Consider the following 17873-nt stretch of genomic DNA (forward strand, 5'->3'; position numbering starts at 1 on the left):
ATTGCAGATGATGCGCTATTAGTCCCGCCCAGGCCCGGGCCCGGGCAGTTTCTTCGTCGGCAGCCGGCGGGCCCTGCGCCTTTCACCCCGCGATCAGCATCAGCGCCGCGGCGCCGACTGCCAGGCCGCCGGTGATCACGAGCTCGGGGGTCGAGGGCCTGGTCGCACGGAGAACGGTGCGCCGCTCTGCCCGTCCTTCACGACCGGCGCGCCCTTCACGTCCTTCACGGCCGACCCGTCCTTCACGCCCGGCACGCCCTCCCCGTCCTGACCCGGCGCCGCCCGCCGCGGCCTGCCGGACAGGGCATGCGTCCGCGCCCGGCGACACGACCCGACTGCGTGCCAGTGCGACGACGACTGCCGCGATCATGAGTGCCGCGAGCATCCACCAGATGACGGTCATCGCCCCGGCGAGGGGCACCAGCAGACCCGCCAGCAGGAGATAGAAAGTGCCCGTGAGGGCGTGATTCAGGATCCGCAGCGGGTGCTGGCGGCCGATCAGGATCCACACCGGCTGCAGCAGCACCAGCAGGGCCAGCACGCCCCAGCCGAGGTAGGGGGCCAACGTCGCCAGCAGTGTCGGCATGGTCATCGCAGAACCTCCCCGGACAGCACCCTCATCGAAACGTCGTCGACGTCGGGGGTCGCGGTGTCCGAGAGCATGACCCATCCGCGCTCCGTCTCCGGTGACCAGCCGCAGAAGGAGTGGAACCCTCCGGTCTCGCCGTTGTGCCAGACGGCGGATCCGCCGCCCTCGAGCTGGCTGGTGAACCAGTTGATGCCGACCTGCGTGGTCTCGTTCTGCCGGGCGACCGGCTCGATGCCGTGGGCGCCGGGATTGGAGCCGTCCATCATCGAGCGCAGCCACGAGGCGATGTCGGTCGCCGTGGAGCGGATGCCGCCCGCCGCAGCGAAGCCGTCCATCGTCCAGGCGCCCGATCGGTGCCCGTTGGTGGCGTGCCCTGTCGGCGCGTTCGCGGGCAGGTGATCGGCCGTGATCGGCGCCCAGGTCTCGCGCAGACGCATCGGGTCGATCAGGCGTTTGTGCAGCAGGGTCTCCCACGACGCCCCCGCCGCCACAGCGAGCAGTTGACCCTCCAGAGCCACCCCGTGATTGGAGTAGACGACCTTCCCGCGGTGGACGGGCTCGGCGTCCAGGGCCAGATCGATGACCGCCTCGGCGTCGAACCCTGCGTACGGGTCGCGGTGGAGGGGAGTGCGCCAGATGTTCTTCGCGGTCACAGCGCTCGGGAGCGAGGGGATGCCCGAGGTGTGGCTGGCCAGCTCCTGGATGCTGACGTCGGCGACGGCCGCGCCGGATGCTCGGTCGCCCAGGACGTCGGCGACCGTGTCCTGCAGGGCGAGTTCGCCGCGGTCCACGGCATCCATCACCAGTGCGGCGGTGAAGGTCTTGGTCAACGACCCGATCTCGAACTCGCGGTGCTGATCGGCCCCGAAGCCGACGTAGCGCGTGGTGCCGCCCTCGATGAGGGCCGCCGCGACCGTGCGTTGCCCCGTCAGGTGCGGAACGAGCGCGGAGGCGAGGCGTCGATCGCCCGTCGATTCACCGAGATTCCCGGGTCGAGGGCTTGCCAGCGCCCCGGCGCCCAGCAGTGTCCCGACCGAGGCGGCGCCGATCCCCAGCACGGTGCGGCGGGCGGGGCGCTCGAGCGTGGGGTGGCCGGGAGTCGTTGGCTGATCGGACACGCTCTGCTGATCGGGTGCTGTGGTCTGATCGTCATCGGCCAACATCGGGTCACGCCTCCTCGAGAGCGGTGATGATCGCCAGCAGCGGCACCACGCGGGTGGGCGGTATCGACCAGGTGCCGCGGGTCGGAGAGGTCACCCAGCCCGCGCCCTGGAGCGCGTTGAGGTGGTGATAGGCCACCCCGGTCGAAGCGAGGTCGAGCTCGTCGACGAGCTGGGCGACGGGACGCTCGCCGTCGAGCAGGCGCTGGAGCAGCGAGAGGCGCAGAGGATGGCCCAGTGCCGCCACGCGCTCGGCGCGCTCGGCCCAGTCAGCGCGCAGCAACGGGTCGGTGGGACGACCCCACTGGTACTCCACGTGCCCCATGCCCGGGTCGACGGAGCCTGCGAAGACCACCCCACCGGGCTCGGGCATGCGCGACTTGAGGCTGTTCAGAGCCCAGAAGGGGTCATCGTCGTCGGTCGCCGTGCCGGAAGCCGTCGGCGTCGTGGGGTCCGGTGCGGGGCGGCCCTCGAGTGCGTCGAGCCGCGCTCCCAGATCGACGATCCGCTGCTCGAGGCGCGCGATCCGGTCGCCGTCGGTCGGGTCGGCCGTGGTCGACGGGGCGGCGTGCTGGGGCACAGGGCGGTTCGAGCTCATCGTGGACTCCTCGTCGGCGAGGTCGGGTGTGGGAGGTCGGATGCTGGGGGCTTAGGAGCGCTGATACGAGAGGGAACGGCGCTCGGTGCCTCGGCGGGGTTCGTCGCAACACTTCCTCCGAGAGTACGGAATTACGGAAGAACTGACAAGGGTGTGGTGTGGTCGTTGGGCGTGCTCGGCATCGGGAGCTGGGGTCGGCACTGGTGCCGGGGTGCTCGTCCTGCACTTGCGCGACGGCTTCAGCCGCGCCCGAGCCGGGTGCCAGGGCCGCGCTGGGACAAATAGCGCATCGTCTGCCATATATGGCAAACGATGCGCTATTTGTCCCGCCCAGGCCCAAGCTCCCGCCCAAGCTCCCGCCCAGGCCCAGGCCCAGGCCCAGGCCCAGGCTCAGGCCCAGGCTCCCGCCCCGGGCGCCGGTCGAGGCCCCTGGCGCGCTCCGCGCCCAGGTCGGAGTCCGACCGCGTGCCAGCCGCGTCCTCCACCTCCGCCTCCACCTCCCGTGCAGTCCCCGTGCAGGTCCTGTGAGGGGTCACGCGTAACCGTGCCGCCGGCGCGGGAGCACAGGATCTGCGGCGTAGGCTCCGACCGTCCTGATCCGCCACACGCTTTCGGAGTCCGCCCGTGAACTGGCTGCACGCGATCCTGCTCGGCATCGTCGAGGGGATCACCGAGTTCCTCCCGGTCTCGAGCACCGGCCATCTCAACATCGTCGAGAAGCTGCTGGGCTACGACATCGATTCCCGCGGCATGACCGCGTTCACCGCCGTGATCCAGATCGGCGCGATCCTCGCCGCGGTGATCTTCTTCCGCAAGGACATCGTGCGGATCGCGGTCGCCTGGGTGCGCGGACTGCTGGGCGCGGAGGGGCGGCGCGACCCCGACTACTCGCTGGGATGGGGCATCATCCTCGGGTCGATCCCGGTCGCGGTCGTGGGGCTGGTCTTCCGCGACCAGATCGAGGGGTCGCTGCGCAGCATGTGGGTGATCGCGATCGCGCTGCTGGTGTGGTCGGCGGCGATGTGGGCCGGCGACCGCATGCAGGCCCACCAGGTCGTCCCCAAGGAGATGCACCACGTCTCGGTGCTGCATGCCCTGGTGATCGGCCTGTTCCAGGCCCTCTCGCCGCTGTTCCCCGGGGTCTCGCGCTCGGGTGCGACGATGACCGCGGGCATGATGCTGGGCTTCGACCGTGTCACGGCCACCCGTCTGAGCTTCTTCATGGGCATCCCGGCGCTGGTCGCCGCGGGCGGCCTGGAGGCCGTGACCAGCGTCGACGACATCTCCGCGGCCGTCGGCTGGGGGCCGACGATCATCGCGACGGTGGTCTCGTTCCTGGTCGCCTACGCCTCGATCGCCTGGCTGCTCCGGTTCGTCTCGAAGAACTCCTTCACCTCGTTCATCATCTACCGGGTGATCCTCGCGCTCGTGCTGATGGGGCTGCTCGCGGGCGGCGTGGTCAGCGCCTGAGCCGAGGGCGCGAGCCGCCTATCCTGCTGGGAGACCCCATCCGGAACCCCATCAGGTGACCCAGTCCGGGTGGCACGCCGACCCCGCACCACAGGAGCTGCCATGACGACCTTCGCCGTCACCTACCACTACGCCGACGAGCCCGAGCGGCTGGACGCCGTGCGGCCGGAGCACCGTGCTTTCCTCGGCAGGCTGCACGAGTCCGGGGAGCTCATCGCGAGCGGCCCATACCCGGACACCGGGGGCGGTCAGGCCCTGCTGATCCTCCAGGGCGAGGACGACAGCGACGTCCTCGCCGCTCTGGACGGGGACCCGTTCCGTCGGGAAGGGCTGATCGAGCGGCGCGAGGTCCACGACTGGAACGTCGTGATCGGGAGCATCGGCGGCGCCTGAGACACCGAGCGCTGAGCCGGGGCCACCGGCGCCTCTCCGCACACTGCTTCCGCGCCTCTCGCCCCCACGGGCCCCGGGTAAATCTGTGGCGCGCGGACGGGCCGGGACGTAGCGTCCTCTCGCGACGCCTCCTCCTGCCCGCTCCGACCGATCGGATCCCCATGCGCGAGCTCACCTACTACGTGGCCGTCAGCCTCGACGGCTTCATCGCCGGACCCGACGGGCAGTTCGACGCCTTCCTCGCAGAGGGCGACCACATGGCGCCGATCTGCGCCCGCTACCGCGGCACGGCGCCGAGGGTGCTGGCGGAGGCAGCCGGCCTGCCGACCGAGGACGGTCCCTTCGACACCGTGCTGATGGGCTGGAACACCTACGCGGTGGCTCTGCCGACCTTGCCGAGCCCCTACGCTCACCTGCGCCAGGTCGTCATCACCCGCCACCACGACGCTCCCGAGGGGAGCGAGGACGTCGAGTTCACCGGAGAGGATCCCGTCGCCCTCGTGCGTCGCCTCAAGGGCGAGTCGGGGAGCGGGATCTGGCTGTGCGGGGGCGGGGCGCTCGCTGCGGCCCTCGCCGACGAGATCGATCATCTCGCCCTGAAGATCAACCCCGTCCTGCTCGGCGACGGGATCCCGCTCTTCGGGTCGCGCGGCTACTCGCCGGCGGCGTGGAGGTGCACGGCAGTGCAGTCCTTCGCCTCGGGCGTGACCCTGGGGGAGTACTCCCGCGCCTGAGGGCTTCCGGGGGCGCGGCCCCACGGGCGGCCCTGCAAGCGCGCCCTACGCGCGCCCTGCGAGCGCGCGCCCTAAGCGCGCCCTACGAGCGCACGAGCACCCGGGTTACTCGCCCCCGCGTGGTCCTGCCGCGTCGGCCCGCGCCCGTTCCTCGCCCTCGGCCTTGGCCTCGAGGAACTGGCCGACGGTGGCGCGGCGCAGGCAGGTGGAACCGACGAGCACGAGGGGCAGGGCTCCGCGGCCGCCGTGGGACTCGGCGAACTCGCTCGCCGCGGGATCCTTCAGCACGTTCACCCAGGCGATGTCCTCGCGCTCGCCGCGGACAGCGGCCTGCAGTCGCGCCGAGAGCGGATCGCCGGGCGCCCAGAGGATGATCGCCCGCTCGTCGTCCCGGCCGTCGAGCGCCTGTGCCAGCGGCATGTGCCGGCCGCGTCGCAGCGGCGAGGTCCAGTAGCCCATGAGCAGCCCGAGCGCCGCGAGCAGGACGGCCGCGACCCAGTGACCGGTGACGGCCAGCAGCACGGCCACCGCGAGACCCCCGAGGGTCATCAGCGCCGGACGCACCCACAGGCCCCTGCGGCTCAGCTGTCGGCCGGCATCCGGGGCGATCGTCTGATCCATCGTGGCTCGTTCTCCCTCAGATCATCACGGCGGCGCTCGAACGCTCCGCCGCCTCCTCCACCAGCGCATCGCGCAGGGCCTTCACCGCCGGGATCGTCGCTGCACCGGGCCGGTTGATCAGACCGATCGTGCGCTCGTTGAGGCCCGCGATCGGCCGCACCAGCACGTCCGCGCAGGGAGCCGCCTCGACCGCGCTCTCGGGCAGCAGCGCGATGCCGCCGCCGTGCTGGATCAGCCGCTGGACGACGACGGCGTCGTCGGTGGTGTGACGGATCGAGGGCGTGAATCCCGCACGCTCGGCGTTCACCAGCAGGTTCGCGCGGCAGCGCTCGCAGCCGGCGATCCACTCCTCGTCGGCCAGGTCCTTCATCGACAGATCGCGGTCATGCGCCCGCGGGTGGTCCTTGGGGACGACGAGCAGGACGCGGTCGTCGAGCACGGGGGTCCACTCGAGCGCCCCCTCGGCGTCGACCGTCGTGCCCTCGTAGCGGAAGACCAGGGCCAGGTCGAGGTCGTTGCTCAGCAGGCGCTGGATCGCATCCGGCGGCTCGAGCTCGTCGAAGGTGACGTCCACGCCGGTGGCCTGTGCGTTCATGCGGGCGAGCGCCGGCGGCAGCAGCAGGGCCGCCGCGGACGGGAAGGTCGCGAAGCGCACCCGACCCCGGCGCAGCGCCGTGATCTCGGCGAGCTCCTCCTCGGCGGCGTGCAGGGAGGAGGCGATGCGCTCGGAGTGGTTGAACAGGCGCTGGCCCGCCTCGGTGGGGGTGACGCCGCTCGAGGAGCGCAGCAGCAGCTGGGTGCCGACCTCCTTCTCGAGCGCGGCGAGATGCTGGGAGACGGCAGGCTGGGTCCAGCCGAGCTCGCGGGCACCACCGCCGATGGTGCCGTTGCGCACGACCGTTCGGAAGATGAGGACGCGACGGGGATCCATGCCCACGAGACTACGCGACCCACCCTAGGAATCCTTATGGCTTGCGGGACGAGTCACGATGGGAATTCGTCCGGTTCTCCCGGAGCGGGGCCGGGCCCGCAGGAGTCGCGACGGCACGGCCTCCCGCTCTCCTGGGCGCGCGGTTCCGCGTCCGATCTGAGATGCTGAGTCGCGGCCGCCGGCCCTTCCCGCACCCGGCGCGCGAGATGGAGGCCCCATGAGCAGCATCGACCTGAACAGCGACATCGGTGAGTCCTTCGGCGCCTGGCGAATGGGTGACGACGAGGCCATCCTCGACGTCGTGACCAGCGCGAACATCGCCTGCGGCTTCCACGCCGGGGACCCCTCGCAGATGCGGGCGACCGCGCGCGGCGCCGCCGCGCGAGATGTCACGATCGGCGCGCACGTGGCCTACCGGGACCTCGCCGGCTTCGGCCGACGCTTCGTGGACGCCTCCACCGCCGAGCTCACCGACGACCTGATCTACCAGATCGGTGCCCTGCGAGGGATCGCCGCGGCCGAGGGTGCACGCGTCACCTACGTGAAGCCCCACGGCGCCCTCTACAACACCATCGTCGAGCACGGGGGTCACGCCCGCGCTGTCGTCGACGCCGTGCGAGCCCTGCAGGGCGGGGGAGAGGACCTCGCGCTGCTGCTCCTGCCGGGCTCGCGCGCCGGGGAGCTCGCCCGCGAGGCAGGGATCGAGGTGGTGGGTGAGGCCTTCGCCGACCGTGCCTACACGCCGGAGGGCACCCTGGTCTCCCGCCGTGAGCCCGGCGCCGTGATCGAGGACCCGCAGCTCGTCGCCGACCGCATGGTGCGCTTCGCCGAGGAGGGCGTCCTCGAGGCGGTCGACGGGACGCGGCTGCGCATCGATGCCCGCTCCATCTGCCTGCACGGCGACACCCCCGGTGCGGTCGACCTCGCCCGCGCGGTACGCCGCGCCCTCGAGGACGCCGGCGTGACGATCGGAGCCTTCGCATGAGCCGCCGCACCCCCGAGCGCGCCGCCGAGCCGCAGCTGCTGCCCATGGGCGCTCGCGCCCTCCTCCTCGAGCTGCCCACCCTCGAGGACGCCCTGACCTGGCACGCAGCTCTGCGCACCGACCCCCTGGCCGGGCAGACCTCGGCCCTTGCCGCGGCGCGCACCGTGCTGCTGCGCTTCGCGACGCCGGAGGACGCCGACGCGGCCCCCGAGGCGCTCGGGAGTCGCGAGGCGCGCCGGGCGAAGAAGAAGGACGGGCGCACCCGACGCGTGGAGGTCGTCTACGACGGGGAGGACCTCGAGGCCGTGGCGCGCGAGACCGGGCTCTCGGCCGACGAGGTGATCTCCGCGCACACCGGCACCGCCTGGACCGCCGCCTTCGGGGGCTTCGCGCCCGGGTTCGTCTACCTCAGCGGCGGTGATCCCCGGCTGCAGGTGCCGCGCCGCGACAGCCCCCGCAGTCGTGTCCCCGCCGGCGCGGTGGGCCTGGCCGGCGAGTTCTCCGCGATCTACCCGCAGACCTCGCCCGGCGGCTGGCAGCTGATCGGGCGGACCGACGTCACCCTGTTCGATCCCGACCGGAAGAACCCCTCCCTGATCGTCCCCGGTGACACCGTGCGCTTCGAGGCGACCCGCGAGCGGGTCCGCGCCGGCCGCCGCTCCGACGCGGCGGAGGACTCGCAGGCACCGGACGCCGACGGCGCCGACGGTTCGCAGACGCGCGCCCTCTCGGTCGACCCGAGCCGAGCGGAGGCCCCGTCGGGTGCCGCGCGGCTCGAGGTGCTGGATGCCGGGATGCGCACCCTGATCGAGGACACCGGCCGCCCGGGCCTGGGCGATCTCGGGATCACCGTCTCCGGCGCGGCCGACGCCCCTTCCGCTCGGCAGGCGAACCGACTGGTGGGCAACGCCCCCGGCGCGGCCGTGCTGGAGAACCTGCTGGGCGGTCTGCGTGTGCGTCCACACGGCGATCTGGTCCTCGCCCTCACCGGCGCCGTCGGCGAGGCCACGATCGCCGCCTTCGACGCCGAGCCCCGGGAGGACGAGTCCGAGGACGAGGAGGAGAGCGAGGACAGCTCGCAGCCCCGCCAGCGGCGCGCACCGCTCCACGAGCCCTTCGGTCTGCGCGCCGGTGAGGTGCTCTCCCTCGGCGCCCCGGCCTCCGGCCTGCGCGGATACCTCGCTGTGCGCGGCGGGATCGACGCCCCCGCGCAGCTGGGCAGCCGCGCGAGCGACACCCTCTCGGGACTCGGCCCGCGGCCTCTGGGCGGCGGCGATCTGCTGTCGATCGGTGAGCCCGACCCCCAGCGCAGCGTGGGCTCCGCCGAGGCGCCGGTGACGGCGTTGGCACCCCCGGACGGGGACTCCGGCGGCGTCGAACCGGCCGTGGTGCGCGTCCGCCCCGGTCCCCGCGCCGACTGGGCGCAGCCGGACGCCCTGCTGGGTCGGACCTGGCAGATCGGCGGGAGCAGCGACCGGGTCGGCGCGCGGCTCCGAGCGGCCGACGGCACCCCGCCGCTGCGACGCCTGCGCACCGAGGAGCTGCGCAGCGAGGGCCTCGTCGCCGGCGCGATCCAGCTGCCGCCCTCGGGCGAGCCCGTCGTGTTCCTCGTCGACCATCCCGTGACCGGCGGGTATCCCGTGATCGCCGTGGTCGAGGAGGACGATCTGCCCCGGCTGGGCCAGCTCCCGCCGGGCACGCCGCTGCGCTTCGAGCACGCCGAGGAGCCGGGCGAGCACGCCGAGAAGACGGGCGAGAGCGGGGCCTGAGCCTTCCGCACCGGTGGCGCCGCGGCCCCGTCCGCTCACCGCCCGGCCACCCTCCTGTCACGTCGATGTGGGGCGCGGGTCACATCGGGCCGACATGCTCGAGGTGCCCCTCGCGCCCCGGGGGACGATCGGACGCGCCGACACTGCGACGCGGGCGTCCGCACCGGATCGCGCAGCACGCTCCCTCGCTGAGCGCGCCGCCGCCGACGCCCCGCCACCAGCGGGGCCACGCCGCCGGGGCCGTCCGTCCCCGGCGAAAGGACCCTCGTGGTCATCCAGCTCCCCCTCCTCATGAAGGATCACGTGGCCGGCAAGCGGTCGCCCGTGACCTGCGCGTTGAAGTGTGCGAACGCCTGCCTCGGCGAGACCTGCAACAGCTCCGCGAACGCCACCTTCCGCGACATCGCCTCCGCCGCGCTGAGCCGACGTGCCCTGCTCGGCGGCGGTGCCGCAGGAGCTCTCGCGATCGCCGTGGCCGGCACCGCAGGTGCCCCGTCGGCCGAGGCGGCGACCGCTGCGGGCCCGCTCCCGGCACGCCCGACGGCGCCGGGCGGCAGCCCGCTGGAGTTCACGACGATCCAGCCGGTCGAGCACACCGCCGACGAGTTCACCGTCCCCGAGGGCTTCCGGTGGCAGCCCGTCATCAAGTGGGGCGACAAGCTGTTCTCCGACGCCCCCGACTTCGACTGGGAGGACCAGAGCGCCGAGGCGCAGCGGCTCCAGTTCGGGTACAACAACGACTACACGGAGATCCAGGAGATCCCGCACACGAGCGGACGGCGCGCCGTCATGTTCGTGAACCACGAGTACACCAACGAGAACATCATGCTCCCGCCGGGCACCGACCCCGAGGTCGCCGCCCGCATCGGGATGGAGGCCCACGGCCTGAGCGTCGTCGAGCTCGAGCGCGAGAACGCCGACTCCCCGTACGAGTACGTGGTCGACGCCGACCTGAACCGTCGTTTTGTCGCCGACACCCGCTACGACTTCACCGGCCCCGCCGCCGGCTCCGAGCTGCTGCGCACCGCCGATTCCCGTCGTGGCCGCCACACCCGGGGCACGTTCGGCAACTGCTCGGGCGGCCTCACCCCCTGGGGGACCCTGCTCAGCGGCGAGGAGAACTTCAACGGCTACTTCCGCACCGCCGCGGACTCGGCGGAGAACAAGCGCTACGGCATGGGCGCCGAGCCGACCGTGCGGGGCTGGGAGGACGTGGACCCGCGCTTCGACACCACCAACGAGGGGTACGAGAACTCCGCCCACCACTTCGGATGGATCGTCGAGGTCGACCCCTGGGACCCGGAGTCCACCCCGCGCAAGCACACCGCGATGGGCCGCTTCAAGCACGAGGGCGCCAACATCATCATCGCCGAGGACCGCCACGCCGTCGCCTACATGGGCGATGACGAGAAGTTCGACTACCTCTACAAGTTCGTCTCGCGGAAGAAGTACGTCGAGGGGAACACCCGGCACAACATGCAGCTGCTGGAGGACGGCGACCTCTACGTCGCGAGGTTCTCCGGCAACTCCGGGCCGATGGACGGCTCCGGCGAGGTCCCTGCCGACGGCTCCTTCGACGGCACGGGCACCTGGATCCCGTTGGTCGTGGACGGGGAGTCCCGGGTCGAGGGGATGGACGTCGACGAGGTCCTGGTGCGCACCCGCCTCGCGGCCGACACGGTCTCGCCCACCAAGATGGACCGCTGCGAGGACGTCCAGCCCTCCCTGACCAGTCGCAAGGTGTACGTGGCGTGCACCAACAACGACGGGCGCGGCACCGAGGGCAAGGAGGGGCCCGACGAGGTGAACCCCCGGACCGTCAACCGTGACGGCCACGTGGTGGAGATCGACGAGCTGGGCAACCAGTCCGGCGCGTCCTTCGCCTGGAACCTGCTGCTGGTCTGCGGTGATCCCGAGCAGAACGACGCGACCTACTTCTCGGGCTTCCCGACGGAGAAGGTCTCGCCGATCTCCTGCCCCGACAACCTCGCCTTCGACTCCGTGGGCAACCTCTGGATCTCGACCGACGGCGCGCCCAGCACGATCGGGTTCAACGACGGGCTGTTCCGCGTCACCCTGGACGGGAAGCAGCGTGGGAGGGTCGAGCAGTTCGCCTCGGTCCCGGTGGACGCCGAGACCTGCGGACCGATCGTGCACGACCAGGACCGCACCGCCTTCGTCTCCGTCCAGCACCCGGGGGAGGACGGCAGCTACGAGAAGCAGACCTCCTACTGGCCCGAGTTCGCCGGCACGGGTCCGAAGCCGGCGGTCGTGCAGATCCTGCCTTCCACGGTCTCCTTCAGCGATGTCGACCCGGAGACCGCCGAGTACCAGGCCATCGTGTGGAGCGCCCAGCACGGCATCATCCCCGGGCGGGAGGACGGTACCTTCCGTCCCCAGGGCACGGTGGGACGCCGGGCGATGGCCACCTTCCTGTACCGCCTGGCGGGGAAGCCGGAGGTCACCCCTCCGCGCAACGAGCCCTTCGGCGACGTGGAGAAGGGCGACGCCGGGTACCGCGCGATCATCTGGGCCCAGCGCGAGGGGATCGTCCGCGGCTACGGCGACGGCACCTTCCGGCCCGCCCAGAAGGTCACGCGCGAGGAGGCCGCGGTGATGCTGTACCGCTACGCGGGATCGCCCGCCTACCCCTCGCCGACGAAGCCGCCGTACCCCGACGTGGAGCCGGGCGCGAGGAACGCGACCGAGATCGCCTGGCTGAAGGCGCGGGGGATCGCGACCACCTGGGAGGACGGCACCTTCCGCCCGACGGTCGCGCTCACCCGGGCCTCGGCGGCATCGTTCCTGTACCGCACGGACGCCGTGCAGCACGTGGCCTTCCGGGAGGGGTGAGCCGTCGGGACGGCTGGGCGTCAGGGCACCACGATCTCCACCTCGAACCCCTGCTCGTTCTCGAGGAAGAGGGCCGTGTGCGAGGGGCCGCCGGCATGGGGGTAGTCCTCGCCGAACAGTTCTGACCAGCCCTGGGAGGGTGCGTCGGAGCGGAGGTCGTCCAGCCTCGCCCGCCCGTCGGAACCGGGCGGGAGGTTCAGTGCGAGATGGTTCAGGCCAGGCCGCAGCCGATCGTGGCCCCTGCCGACGACCGCCGGCGATTGCTCGAGGACGAGGTAGAGGCCGCTGGGATGCTGCCAGGTCCGCCCCGCGGCCCAGGTGGGATCGCTCGTGTCACGCCACCCCAGCCGTCCCAGCAGCCAGTCGAAGGACGGCGCGGCCGCGGCGAGGTCATGGGTCCACAGCTCGATGTGGTGAAGGGGGTGCACGGCTGCTCTCATTCCTGTTCCCGTTCGACCTGCGGGAACACCCGTCGCGCCCCCGGGCCGCCGGCCGCGAGCTCGTCGTCGGGGTTGTAGATCGCGCACTGGCGCATGGACAGGCATCCGCAGCCCACGCACATCGACAGACCGTCGCGCACCTGCTCGAGCTCGCGGATCCGCCGGTCCAGGCGGGGCCTCCATTCGCGTGCCAGTCGCGCCCAGTCCCGCTTGGTCGGGGCGTGGTCGGGCGGGAAGCGGGAGAAGGCCTCGGCGATCTCGGCGAGGGAGAGTCCCACGTGCTGGGCGGCCTGGATCACCGCGATGCGCCGCAGCACCGTGCGCGCGTAGCGGCGCTGGTTGCCGCTCGTGCGCTCGCTCGTGAGCAGGCCCTGCGACTCGTAGTGACGGATCGCGGAGGTCGCGACGCCGGCTCTGGCGGCGACGTCGCCGATGGTCAGGCGTTCCTCGGACATGCCCGAAGTCTCCGCCAGAACCTCCTTGACTTCAAGTGGACTTGAAATCAGAGGGTCTCGGTATGAACACCACGACGGCGTCTGCTCCCCTCTCCGACACCATCTCCACCTCGCCGATGCGTCTGCCGGACGACGTCGTCCAGTGCGCGACCTGCGGCGTCGAGTACGACGCGCGGCGACTGCCCGGCGCGTGCCCGATCTGCGCCGACGAACGCCAGTACCTGCCCGCCGATGGTGTCCAGCGCTGGACCCGCCCCCTGGAGCACGATGAGGACATCGAGGTCGTCGAGCTCGAGGAGGGGCTCCACGCCCTGCGCTGCGCCGACGGGGTGGGCATCGGCCAGGAGGCGAAGGTGCTCGTGGTCGACGCGGGAGCGGTCATGGTCGACGTCCCTGCCGCGATCACCGAGGAAGCGGTCCAGGCGGTGCGGGCCCTCGGCCCGGTGCGCGCGATCATCCCCAGCCACCCGCACATGTTCGGGCTGCAGTCCCTGTGGTCCCGCGCGCTCGGTGACGTGCCCGTGTGGATCGCACGCGAGGACGCGGCGTGGCTCGGGCGCACCCCGGAGAACCTGCGCCTGTGGGAGGGGACGCAGGAGGTGCTGCCCCGCGTCGTCGCCGCGCAGCTGGGTGGGCACTTCCCCGGCAGCGCGGTGGTCCACGGGGAGGGCGCCGACGGCGCAGGGGTGCTGCTCACCGGCGACACCATCGCTCCCAATCCCGACGGTCGAACCGTCGCCTTCATGCGCTCCTACCCCAACCGCATCCCGCTCTCGGGCCCGGTCGCCCTGAGGGTCGCAGAGGGCGCGGCGGCCTTCGGCTTCGAGAGGCTGTATGGGAACTTCGCCGGAGCGATCCTCGTCGATGCGCGGGCATCGGTGCTGGCGTCGGCCGCACGCCATGCCGCCTGGGCCAGCGGCGAGCACGATGATCTGACGGGGTCCGCGGGGCTGGCCTGAACATCCGTGACCGGCCCCACGTGCGCTTCCGACCTCCATCGGCGACCCCGTACCCTGAGGGAAGAAGGGGAGTAGTTCCCTGAGCGCATCCGCGCCGCCGACCCGTGGGGTCGCAGCGCAGGATCGTCGAGGCGATGTCGACATATTGGTGCTCCGGCACCCGGCACGCCGCCCGGCCCGGCCGCATCGTCGGCCTCTCGGCCCGGGTGAACGAGACCTTCGGCATCTGACCATGCCGGAGGACTCTCATCCGCCGGCCCGACTCGTGAGGCCCTCGACCCCATGACCCTGGCCACCGCCGCCACCCTTCTGATCCTGGCCCTCGGCGTCTCCGCCGACGCCTTCGCCGTCTCCCTGGGCCGCGGCCTGCAGATCCGCGGGAAGCTGCTGTTCAACGCACTCGTGCTCGCCGCCGCCTTCGGCATCGCCCAGGCCGTGATGCCCCTGCTGGGGTGGCTGCTCGGCGCCGCCTTCGGCTCCTACGTCGACAAGGTCGACCACTGGATCGCCTTCGGCCTGCTGGCGCTGGTCGGCGGGCGGATGATCTGGCAGGCCCTGCACCCGGAGGCCGAGGAGGAGCTCCCCGAGGACCCCGATCACCCCGATCACCGGGTGACACCGCGAGAAGTCACGGTGCTGGCGCTCGCCACCAGCATCGACGCCTTCGCGGTGGGGATCTCGATCGCCTTCTCGAAGCTGTCGATCTGGATGGCCGTGCCCGTCATCGGCGTGGTGACCTTCGTGCTGTCGTTCGTCGCCGTGTTCCTGGGGCAGCGGATCGGCCGACGTTTCCGCACCCCGGCCGAGGTGATCGGCGGGATCATCCTGATCCTGATCGGCCTGCAGATCCTGCTCGAGCACCTCGGGGTCCTCTAAGGTCCGACGGCCCTCGGCCGGCTAGCGGCGACCCCGCCCCGCGAGATCAGCGGAAGCGCTGCACCGCGATCGGTGCGCTCGCCGCCAGATCACGGATCACAGGGTGCTCGCTCGCCCCGAGCACCTCACTCATGCTCCCGCGCGCGAGGATCCGCCCCTCGCCGAGGAAGGCGACGCTCTCGCACAGCGCCGAGAGCAGCTCGAGATCGTGCGAGGCGATCAACATGCCCACCCCCAGCTCGCTCGCGCGGGTGCGCAGAGTGGAGGCGATCTCCGCGCGCATGCCCGGGTCCACCGCCGTCAGCGGCTCGTCGAGCACCAGGATCTTCGGCCGGGTCGACAGCGCCGTCGCGAGGGCGACGCGCTGGGTCTCGCCGCCCGAGAGCGAGCGCAGCGTCCGTGACGCGAAGCGTTCCTCGAGTCCGACGGCCGCGAGCATCTCGGCAGCGGTGACCGCGTGGGTGCGGCCGGCCTTGCGGGCCTCGCGCGCCGCGTTCTGGAGCGCTCCGGAAGCGGTCGCGCGGGGATCGGTGATCGTCATCGCGTACTGCGAGACGAAGCGGACCTCGGCGGTGAACTCCCGTCGCACCGCACCCCGCAGGCGGGAGACCCTCCGCCCCTCGTAGCTGACCTGGCCCGACGTGGGCTTCAGCGCCCCGCGCAGCACGTCGATCAGCGTCGTCTTGCCCGCGCCCGAGGGGCCGAGGAGCCCCATCGGCGGCTGGCCTGCGCGGATCTCGAGGTCGATCCCGTCGAGCACGGCCTGGCCCGGGTATCCCGCGTGGACGTCGGAGGCGATGAGCGCAGAGGAAGGAGCCATGGTCACTCTCTGTCGGGTGCGGGTGCGGGTGCGGGTGCGGGTGCGGGTGCGGGTGCGGGTGCGGCAGTGGATCCGTCGGCCGGAGCGGCGAGGGCGTGCCCTGGCGTCCTGCCTGCGATCGACCAGAGGAACCGTACCCGCGGCATCTGTGCGAGCACGGGGAGCCCCCGGCACGTGGAGACGCCGCGATGTGGAGGAGCGCAGTGCCCGGTCCTGGCGCCGTGCTCCGAACCAGGTCCGTGCCCGCGCGCGGCTCCTTACAGTGGGGCCATGCCCGCACGTCTGTTCCTGCTCGTCGGCCCACCCGCGGTCGGCAAGCTGACCATCGCGCGGGAGCTCGCACGCCTGGACGACGTGATCGTCGTGGACAACCACCTGGTCAACAACCCCGTGTTCGTCCCGGTGGGGCTGAACCGCGGCGGCGGCCCGGGCCTCGCCGACACCGATGCGCTGCGCGCCCGGGTGACGGACGTGGTGCTCGAGGCGACCGTGGCCGCCCCGGCCGACCTCTCTCACGTGTTCACCATCTGGCTGCCCGACGAGCCCGGGTGCCGTGCCCACGTGGAGCGCCTTCGGGGGATCGCCGAGCGCCGCGGGGCACGCTTCGTTCCCGTGTGGCTCACCGCCTCATCGGAGTCGCTCCTCGCGCGGGTCGCCGCTCCCGAGCGCGGGCAGCGCAGCAAGCTCACCGACCCCGACGCGCTGCGCGAGCTGCTGGAGATCCCCCGGCTGCCGGCCCCGCCCGATGCCCTCGCCCTGGACACCACCGACCTCGACCCCGCCGGGGCGGCCGCGCTGATCCTGGGCGGCTGACGCGGAGAGTGACGACCGCCGGCCGACGTGACGGCCGACGCCCGATGTGTCGCCCCTCGGCCGGCGTCGCGGCAGACAGCCGCCACGAATGAGCGAGGGCCTGACCGGGACGTCCCGGTCAGGCCCTCGCTCATGACGTCGGCCGGTGGATCACCAGTCGTGCATCGTCCCGTCCACCAGGCGGTTCACCGGGAGGTAGGCGGGGGAGTACTCGTGGGAGGTGCCCGCGGCGTCGTCGTACTCCACGCCCAGACCCGGGGTGTCGCCCGGGTGCAGCAGACCGTCCTCGAAGGAGTAACTGGTGTGGAACACCTCGAGCGTGTCGTCGGTGTGGCGCATGTACTCCTGGATCCCGAAGTTGTGGATCGCCAGGCCCAGGTGCAGGGCGGCGGCCTGGCCGACGGGGGAGATGTCGGTGGGGCCGTGGAAGCCGGACTTGATCTGGTACAGGCTCGCGAAGTCCATGATCTTCTTGAGGTGCGTGATGCCGCCGGTGTGGGTGACGGCGCTGCGCACGTAGTCGATCAGCTGCTCGGTGATCAGCGTCTGGTAGTCCCAGACGGTATTGAAGATCTCGCCGATCGCGAGCGGCTGGGTGGTCAGCTCGCGCACGCGACGCAGGCCCTGCTGGTTCTCCGCAGGGGTGCAGTCCTCGAGCCAGAACAGGTCGTAGGGCTCGAGGTCGCGGCCCAGACGGCCGGCCTGGTTCGGGGTCATCCGATGGTGGCCGTCGTGCAGCAGCGGCAGGTCGGGGCCGAACTCGCCCCGGACCGCCTCGAACACGGAGGGCAGGTGGCGCATGTAGGCGCGGGTGTCCCACTGCTCCTCGGTGGGGCGGGCGCCGGGACGTGCGGGCTCGTAGTCGTAGCGCCCGGAACCGCTCGCGCCGGCCGCGGCGACGCCATAGACCTGGCCCAGGCCCGGGACGGCGGTCTGCACGCGCACCGCGCGGTAGCCCTCCTCGAGGTGGGCGCGGATCGAATCGAAGATCTGCGGGGTCTCGGCACCGGAGGCGTGGCCGTAGGCGAGCAGGCCGCGACGGACCGCACCGCCCAGCAGCTGGTAGACCGGCAGGCCCGCGACCTTGCCCTTGATGTCCCACAGCGCCATGTCCACCGCGGCGATCGACGCCATCGTCACCGGTCCGCGGCGCCAGTACGCGCCGCGGTAGAGGTACTGCCAGGTGTCCTCGATCGAGGAGGAGTCCCGCCCGGTCAGGATCGGTGCCACGTGATCGCGCAGGTAGGAGGCGACGGCGAGCTCTCGTCCGTTCAGCGTCGCATCGCCCAGACCGGTCACCCCGTCGCTCGTGGTGATCCGCAGGGTGACGAAGTTGCGGCCGGGATTGGTGATCAGGACTTCGACGTCCTCGATCGTGCTCATGTCGCGCATGCTCCTCTCGTAGGG

At 72.0% G+C, this 17873-nt stretch carries 18 protein-coding genes and 1 pseudogene; 10 read left to right on the plus strand and 9 right to left on the minus strand.

Annotated features, from left to right (window positions below; all coding sequences use genetic code 11):
* Positions 1-82: 82 nt before the first annotated feature.
* Genes DEO23_RS09900 through DEO23_RS09910 form a run of 3 tightly spaced genes read right to left on the minus strand, consistent with a single transcriptional unit; the run spans position 83 to position 2347 of the window.
* The gene (locus DEO23_RS09900) at positions 83-592 is read right to left on the minus strand and encodes a hypothetical protein (RefSeq protein WP_109275860.1); all 510 of its coding nucleotides are present in this window, start codon (positions 590-592) and stop codon (positions 83-85) included.
* Positions 589-1752, minus strand: coding sequence for a serine hydrolase domain-containing protein (locus DEO23_RS09905; protein WP_109275861.1), 1164 nt, complete (start codon positions 1750-1752; stop codon positions 589-591). The genes DEO23_RS09900 and DEO23_RS09905 overlap by 4 nt, the downstream gene beginning before the upstream one ends.
* Before the next feature lie 4 nt (positions 1753-1756).
* The gene (locus tag DEO23_RS09910) at positions 1757-2347 is read right to left on the minus strand and encodes a helix-turn-helix domain-containing protein (protein WP_109275862.1); all 591 of its coding nucleotides are present in this window, start codon (positions 2345-2347) and stop codon (positions 1757-1759) included.
* Positions 2348-2971: 624 nt separating this feature from the next.
* Here DEO23_RS09910 and DEO23_RS09915 point away from each other — a divergent pair.
* The 3 genes from DEO23_RS09915 (at position 2972) to DEO23_RS09925 (ending at position 4944) form a co-directional block, all read left to right on the plus strand.
* Positions 2972-3817 carry an undecaprenyl-diphosphate phosphatase gene (locus tag DEO23_RS09915; RefSeq protein WP_109275863.1) on the plus strand — a complete coding sequence of 282 codons (846 nt, stop codon included), beginning with the start codon at positions 2972-2974 and terminating at the stop codon, positions 3815-3817.
* Between the two features lie 102 nt (positions 3818-3919).
* A complete protein-coding gene (locus DEO23_RS09920; protein ID WP_109275864.1) occupies positions 3920-4210 on the plus strand; it encodes a YciI family protein in 291 nt (96 codons plus the stop codon).
* A 161-nt stretch (positions 4211-4371) separates the two neighbouring features.
* The gene (locus tag DEO23_RS09925) at positions 4372-4944 is read left to right on the plus strand and encodes a dihydrofolate reductase family protein (protein WP_109275865.1); all 573 of its coding nucleotides are present in this window, start codon (positions 4372-4374) and stop codon (positions 4942-4944) included.
* A 105-nt stretch (positions 4945-5049) separates the two neighbouring features.
* Here DEO23_RS09925 and DEO23_RS09930 read toward each other — a convergent pair whose 3' ends face one another.
* Complete coding sequence (locus DEO23_RS09930) at positions 5050-5565, minus strand: hypothetical protein (RefSeq protein WP_240613334.1); 516 nt, start codon at positions 5563-5565, stop codon at positions 5050-5052.
* Between the two features lie 16 nt (positions 5566-5581).
* Positions 5582-6496, minus strand: coding sequence for a LysR family transcriptional regulator (locus DEO23_RS09935; RefSeq protein WP_109275866.1), 915 nt, complete (start codon positions 6494-6496; stop codon positions 5582-5584).
* A 217-nt stretch (positions 6497-6713) separates the two neighbouring features.
* On the opposite strand from DEO23_RS09935, the gene DEO23_RS09940 reads away from it, so the two are divergent.
* From DEO23_RS09940 to DEO23_RS16615, 4 genes and pseudogenes are all read left to right on the plus strand, one after another.
* Positions 6714-7481 carry a LamB/YcsF family protein gene (locus DEO23_RS09940; RefSeq protein WP_109275867.1) on the plus strand — a complete coding sequence of 256 codons (768 nt, stop codon included), beginning with the start codon at positions 6714-6716 and terminating at the stop codon, positions 7479-7481.
* Positions 7478-9250, plus strand: coding sequence for a 5-oxoprolinase subunit B/C family protein (locus DEO23_RS09945; protein WP_240613335.1), 1773 nt, complete (start codon positions 7478-7480; stop codon positions 9248-9250). The genes DEO23_RS09940 and DEO23_RS09945 overlap by 4 nt, the downstream gene beginning before the upstream one ends.
* A gap of 291 nt (positions 9251-9541) precedes the next feature.
* Positions 9542-11680 (plus strand): annotated as a pseudogene (locus DEO23_RS09950) (alkaline phosphatase PhoX); the annotation flags it as partial.
* The gene (locus tag DEO23_RS16615; protein ID WP_420808024.1) at positions 11672-12103 is read left to right on the plus strand and encodes an S-layer homology domain-containing protein; all 432 of its coding nucleotides are present in this window, start codon (positions 11672-11674) and stop codon (positions 12101-12103) included. The pseudogene DEO23_RS09950 and the gene DEO23_RS16615, both read left to right, overlap by 9 nt.
* Before the next feature lie 20 nt (positions 12104-12123).
* Here DEO23_RS16615 and DEO23_RS09955 read toward each other — a convergent pair whose 3' ends face one another.
* Positions 12124-12531: a VOC family protein gene (locus DEO23_RS09955; protein ID WP_240613336.1), complete on the minus strand. Its 408-nt coding sequence runs from the start codon at positions 12529-12531 to the stop codon at positions 12124-12126.
* A gap of 8 nt (positions 12532-12539) precedes the next feature.
* Entirely contained in the window at positions 12540-12998 is a 459-nt protein-coding gene (gene soxR / locus DEO23_RS09960; RefSeq protein ID WP_109275869.1) for a redox-sensitive transcriptional activator SoxR, read from the minus strand.
* 62 nt (positions 12999-13060) lie between these two features.
* On the opposite strand from soxR, the gene DEO23_RS09965 reads away from it, so the two are divergent.
* On the plus strand, positions 13061-13957 hold the full coding sequence (locus DEO23_RS09965; protein ID WP_240613337.1) for an MBL fold metallo-hydrolase: 897 nt from the start codon (positions 13061-13063) through the stop codon (positions 13955-13957).
* 282 nt (positions 13958-14239) lie between these two features.
* On the plus strand, positions 14240-14833 hold the full coding sequence (locus tag DEO23_RS09970; protein ID WP_109275870.1) for a manganese efflux pump MntP: 594 nt from the start codon (positions 14240-14242) through the stop codon (positions 14831-14833).
* Between the two features lie 46 nt (positions 14834-14879).
* On the opposite strand, the gene DEO23_RS09975 is transcribed toward DEO23_RS09970, so the two are convergent.
* Positions 14880-15653: an ABC transporter ATP-binding protein gene (locus tag DEO23_RS09975; RefSeq protein WP_109275871.1), complete on the minus strand. Its 774-nt coding sequence runs from the start codon at positions 15651-15653 to the stop codon at positions 14880-14882.
* A 270-nt stretch (positions 15654-15923) separates the two neighbouring features.
* Between DEO23_RS09975 and DEO23_RS09980 the strand changes: the two genes are divergently transcribed.
* The gene (locus DEO23_RS09980; RefSeq protein WP_109275985.1) at positions 15924-16466 is read left to right on the plus strand and encodes a P-loop nucleotide/nucleoside kinase family protein; all 543 of its coding nucleotides are present in this window, start codon (positions 15924-15926) and stop codon (positions 16464-16466) included.
* Positions 16467-16616: 150 nt separating this feature from the next.
* On the opposite strand, the gene manD is transcribed toward DEO23_RS09980, so the two are convergent.
* Positions 16617-17849 carry a D-mannonate dehydratase ManD gene (gene manD, locus DEO23_RS09985; protein WP_109275986.1) on the minus strand — a complete coding sequence of 411 codons (1233 nt, stop codon included), beginning with the start codon at positions 17847-17849 and terminating at the stop codon, positions 16617-16619.
* Positions 17850-17873 lie beyond the last annotated feature (24 nt).

The organism is Brachybacterium endophyticum (genome assembly GCF_003130585.1).
Lineage (GTDB): Bacteria > Actinomycetota > Actinomycetes > Actinomycetales > Dermabacteraceae > Brachybacterium > Brachybacterium endophyticum.

Excerpts from the sequence above, each read along its gene's own strand:
- DEO23_RS09900 (WP_109275860.1), bottom strand. The coding sequence starts at position 592 with ATGACCATGCCGACACTGCTGGCGACGTTGGCCCCCTACCTCGGCTGG.
- DEO23_RS09940 (WP_109275867.1), top strand. The coding sequence starts at position 6,714 with ATGAGCAGCATCGACCTGAACAGCGACATCGGTGAGTCCTTCGGCGCC.
- DEO23_RS09965 (WP_240613337.1), top strand. The coding sequence starts at position 13,061 with ATGAACACCACGACGGCGTCTGCTCCCCTCTCCGACACCATCTCCACC.
- soxR (WP_109275869.1), bottom strand. The coding sequence starts at position 12,998 with ATGTCCGAGGAACGCCTGACCATCGGCGACGTCGCCGCCAGAGCCGGC.
- DEO23_RS16615 (WP_420808024.1), top strand. The coding sequence starts at position 11,672 with ATGGCCACCTTCCTGTACCGCCTGGCGGGGAAGCCGGAGGTCACCCCT.
- DEO23_RS09920 (WP_109275864.1), top strand. The coding sequence starts at position 3,920 with ATGACGACCTTCGCCGTCACCTACCACTACGCCGACGAGCCCGAGCGG.
- DEO23_RS09975 (WP_109275871.1), bottom strand. The coding sequence starts at position 15,653 with ATGGCTCCTTCCTCTGCGCTCATCGCCTCCGACGTCCACGCGGGATAC.
- DEO23_RS09935 (WP_109275866.1), bottom strand. The coding sequence starts at position 6,496 with ATGGATCCCCGTCGCGTCCTCATCTTCCGAACGGTCGTGCGCAACGGC.
- DEO23_RS09925 (WP_109275865.1), top strand. The coding sequence starts at position 4,372 with ATGCGCGAGCTCACCTACTACGTGGCCGTCAGCCTCGACGGCTTCATC.
- DEO23_RS09910 (WP_109275862.1), bottom strand. The coding sequence starts at position 2,347 with ATGAGCTCGAACCGCCCTGTGCCCCAGCACGCCGCCCCGTCGACCACG.
- DEO23_RS09980 (WP_109275985.1), top strand. The coding sequence starts at position 15,924 with ATGCCCGCACGTCTGTTCCTGCTCGTCGGCCCACCCGCGGTCGGCAAG.
- DEO23_RS09905 (WP_109275861.1), bottom strand. The coding sequence starts at position 1,752 with ATGTTGGCCGATGACGATCAGACCACAGCACCCGATCAGCAGAGCGTG.
- manD (WP_109275986.1), bottom strand. The coding sequence starts at position 17,849 with ATGAGCACGATCGAGGACGTCGAAGTCCTGATCACCAATCCCGGCCGC.
- DEO23_RS09945 (WP_240613335.1), top strand. The coding sequence starts at position 7,478 with ATGAGCCGCCGCACCCCCGAGCGCGCCGCCGAGCCGCAGCTGCTGCCC.
- DEO23_RS09930 (WP_240613334.1), bottom strand. The coding sequence starts at position 5,565 with ATGGATCAGACGATCGCCCCGGATGCCGGCCGACAGCTGAGCCGCAGG.
- DEO23_RS09970 (WP_109275870.1), top strand. The coding sequence starts at position 14,240 with ATGACCCTGGCCACCGCCGCCACCCTTCTGATCCTGGCCCTCGGCGTC.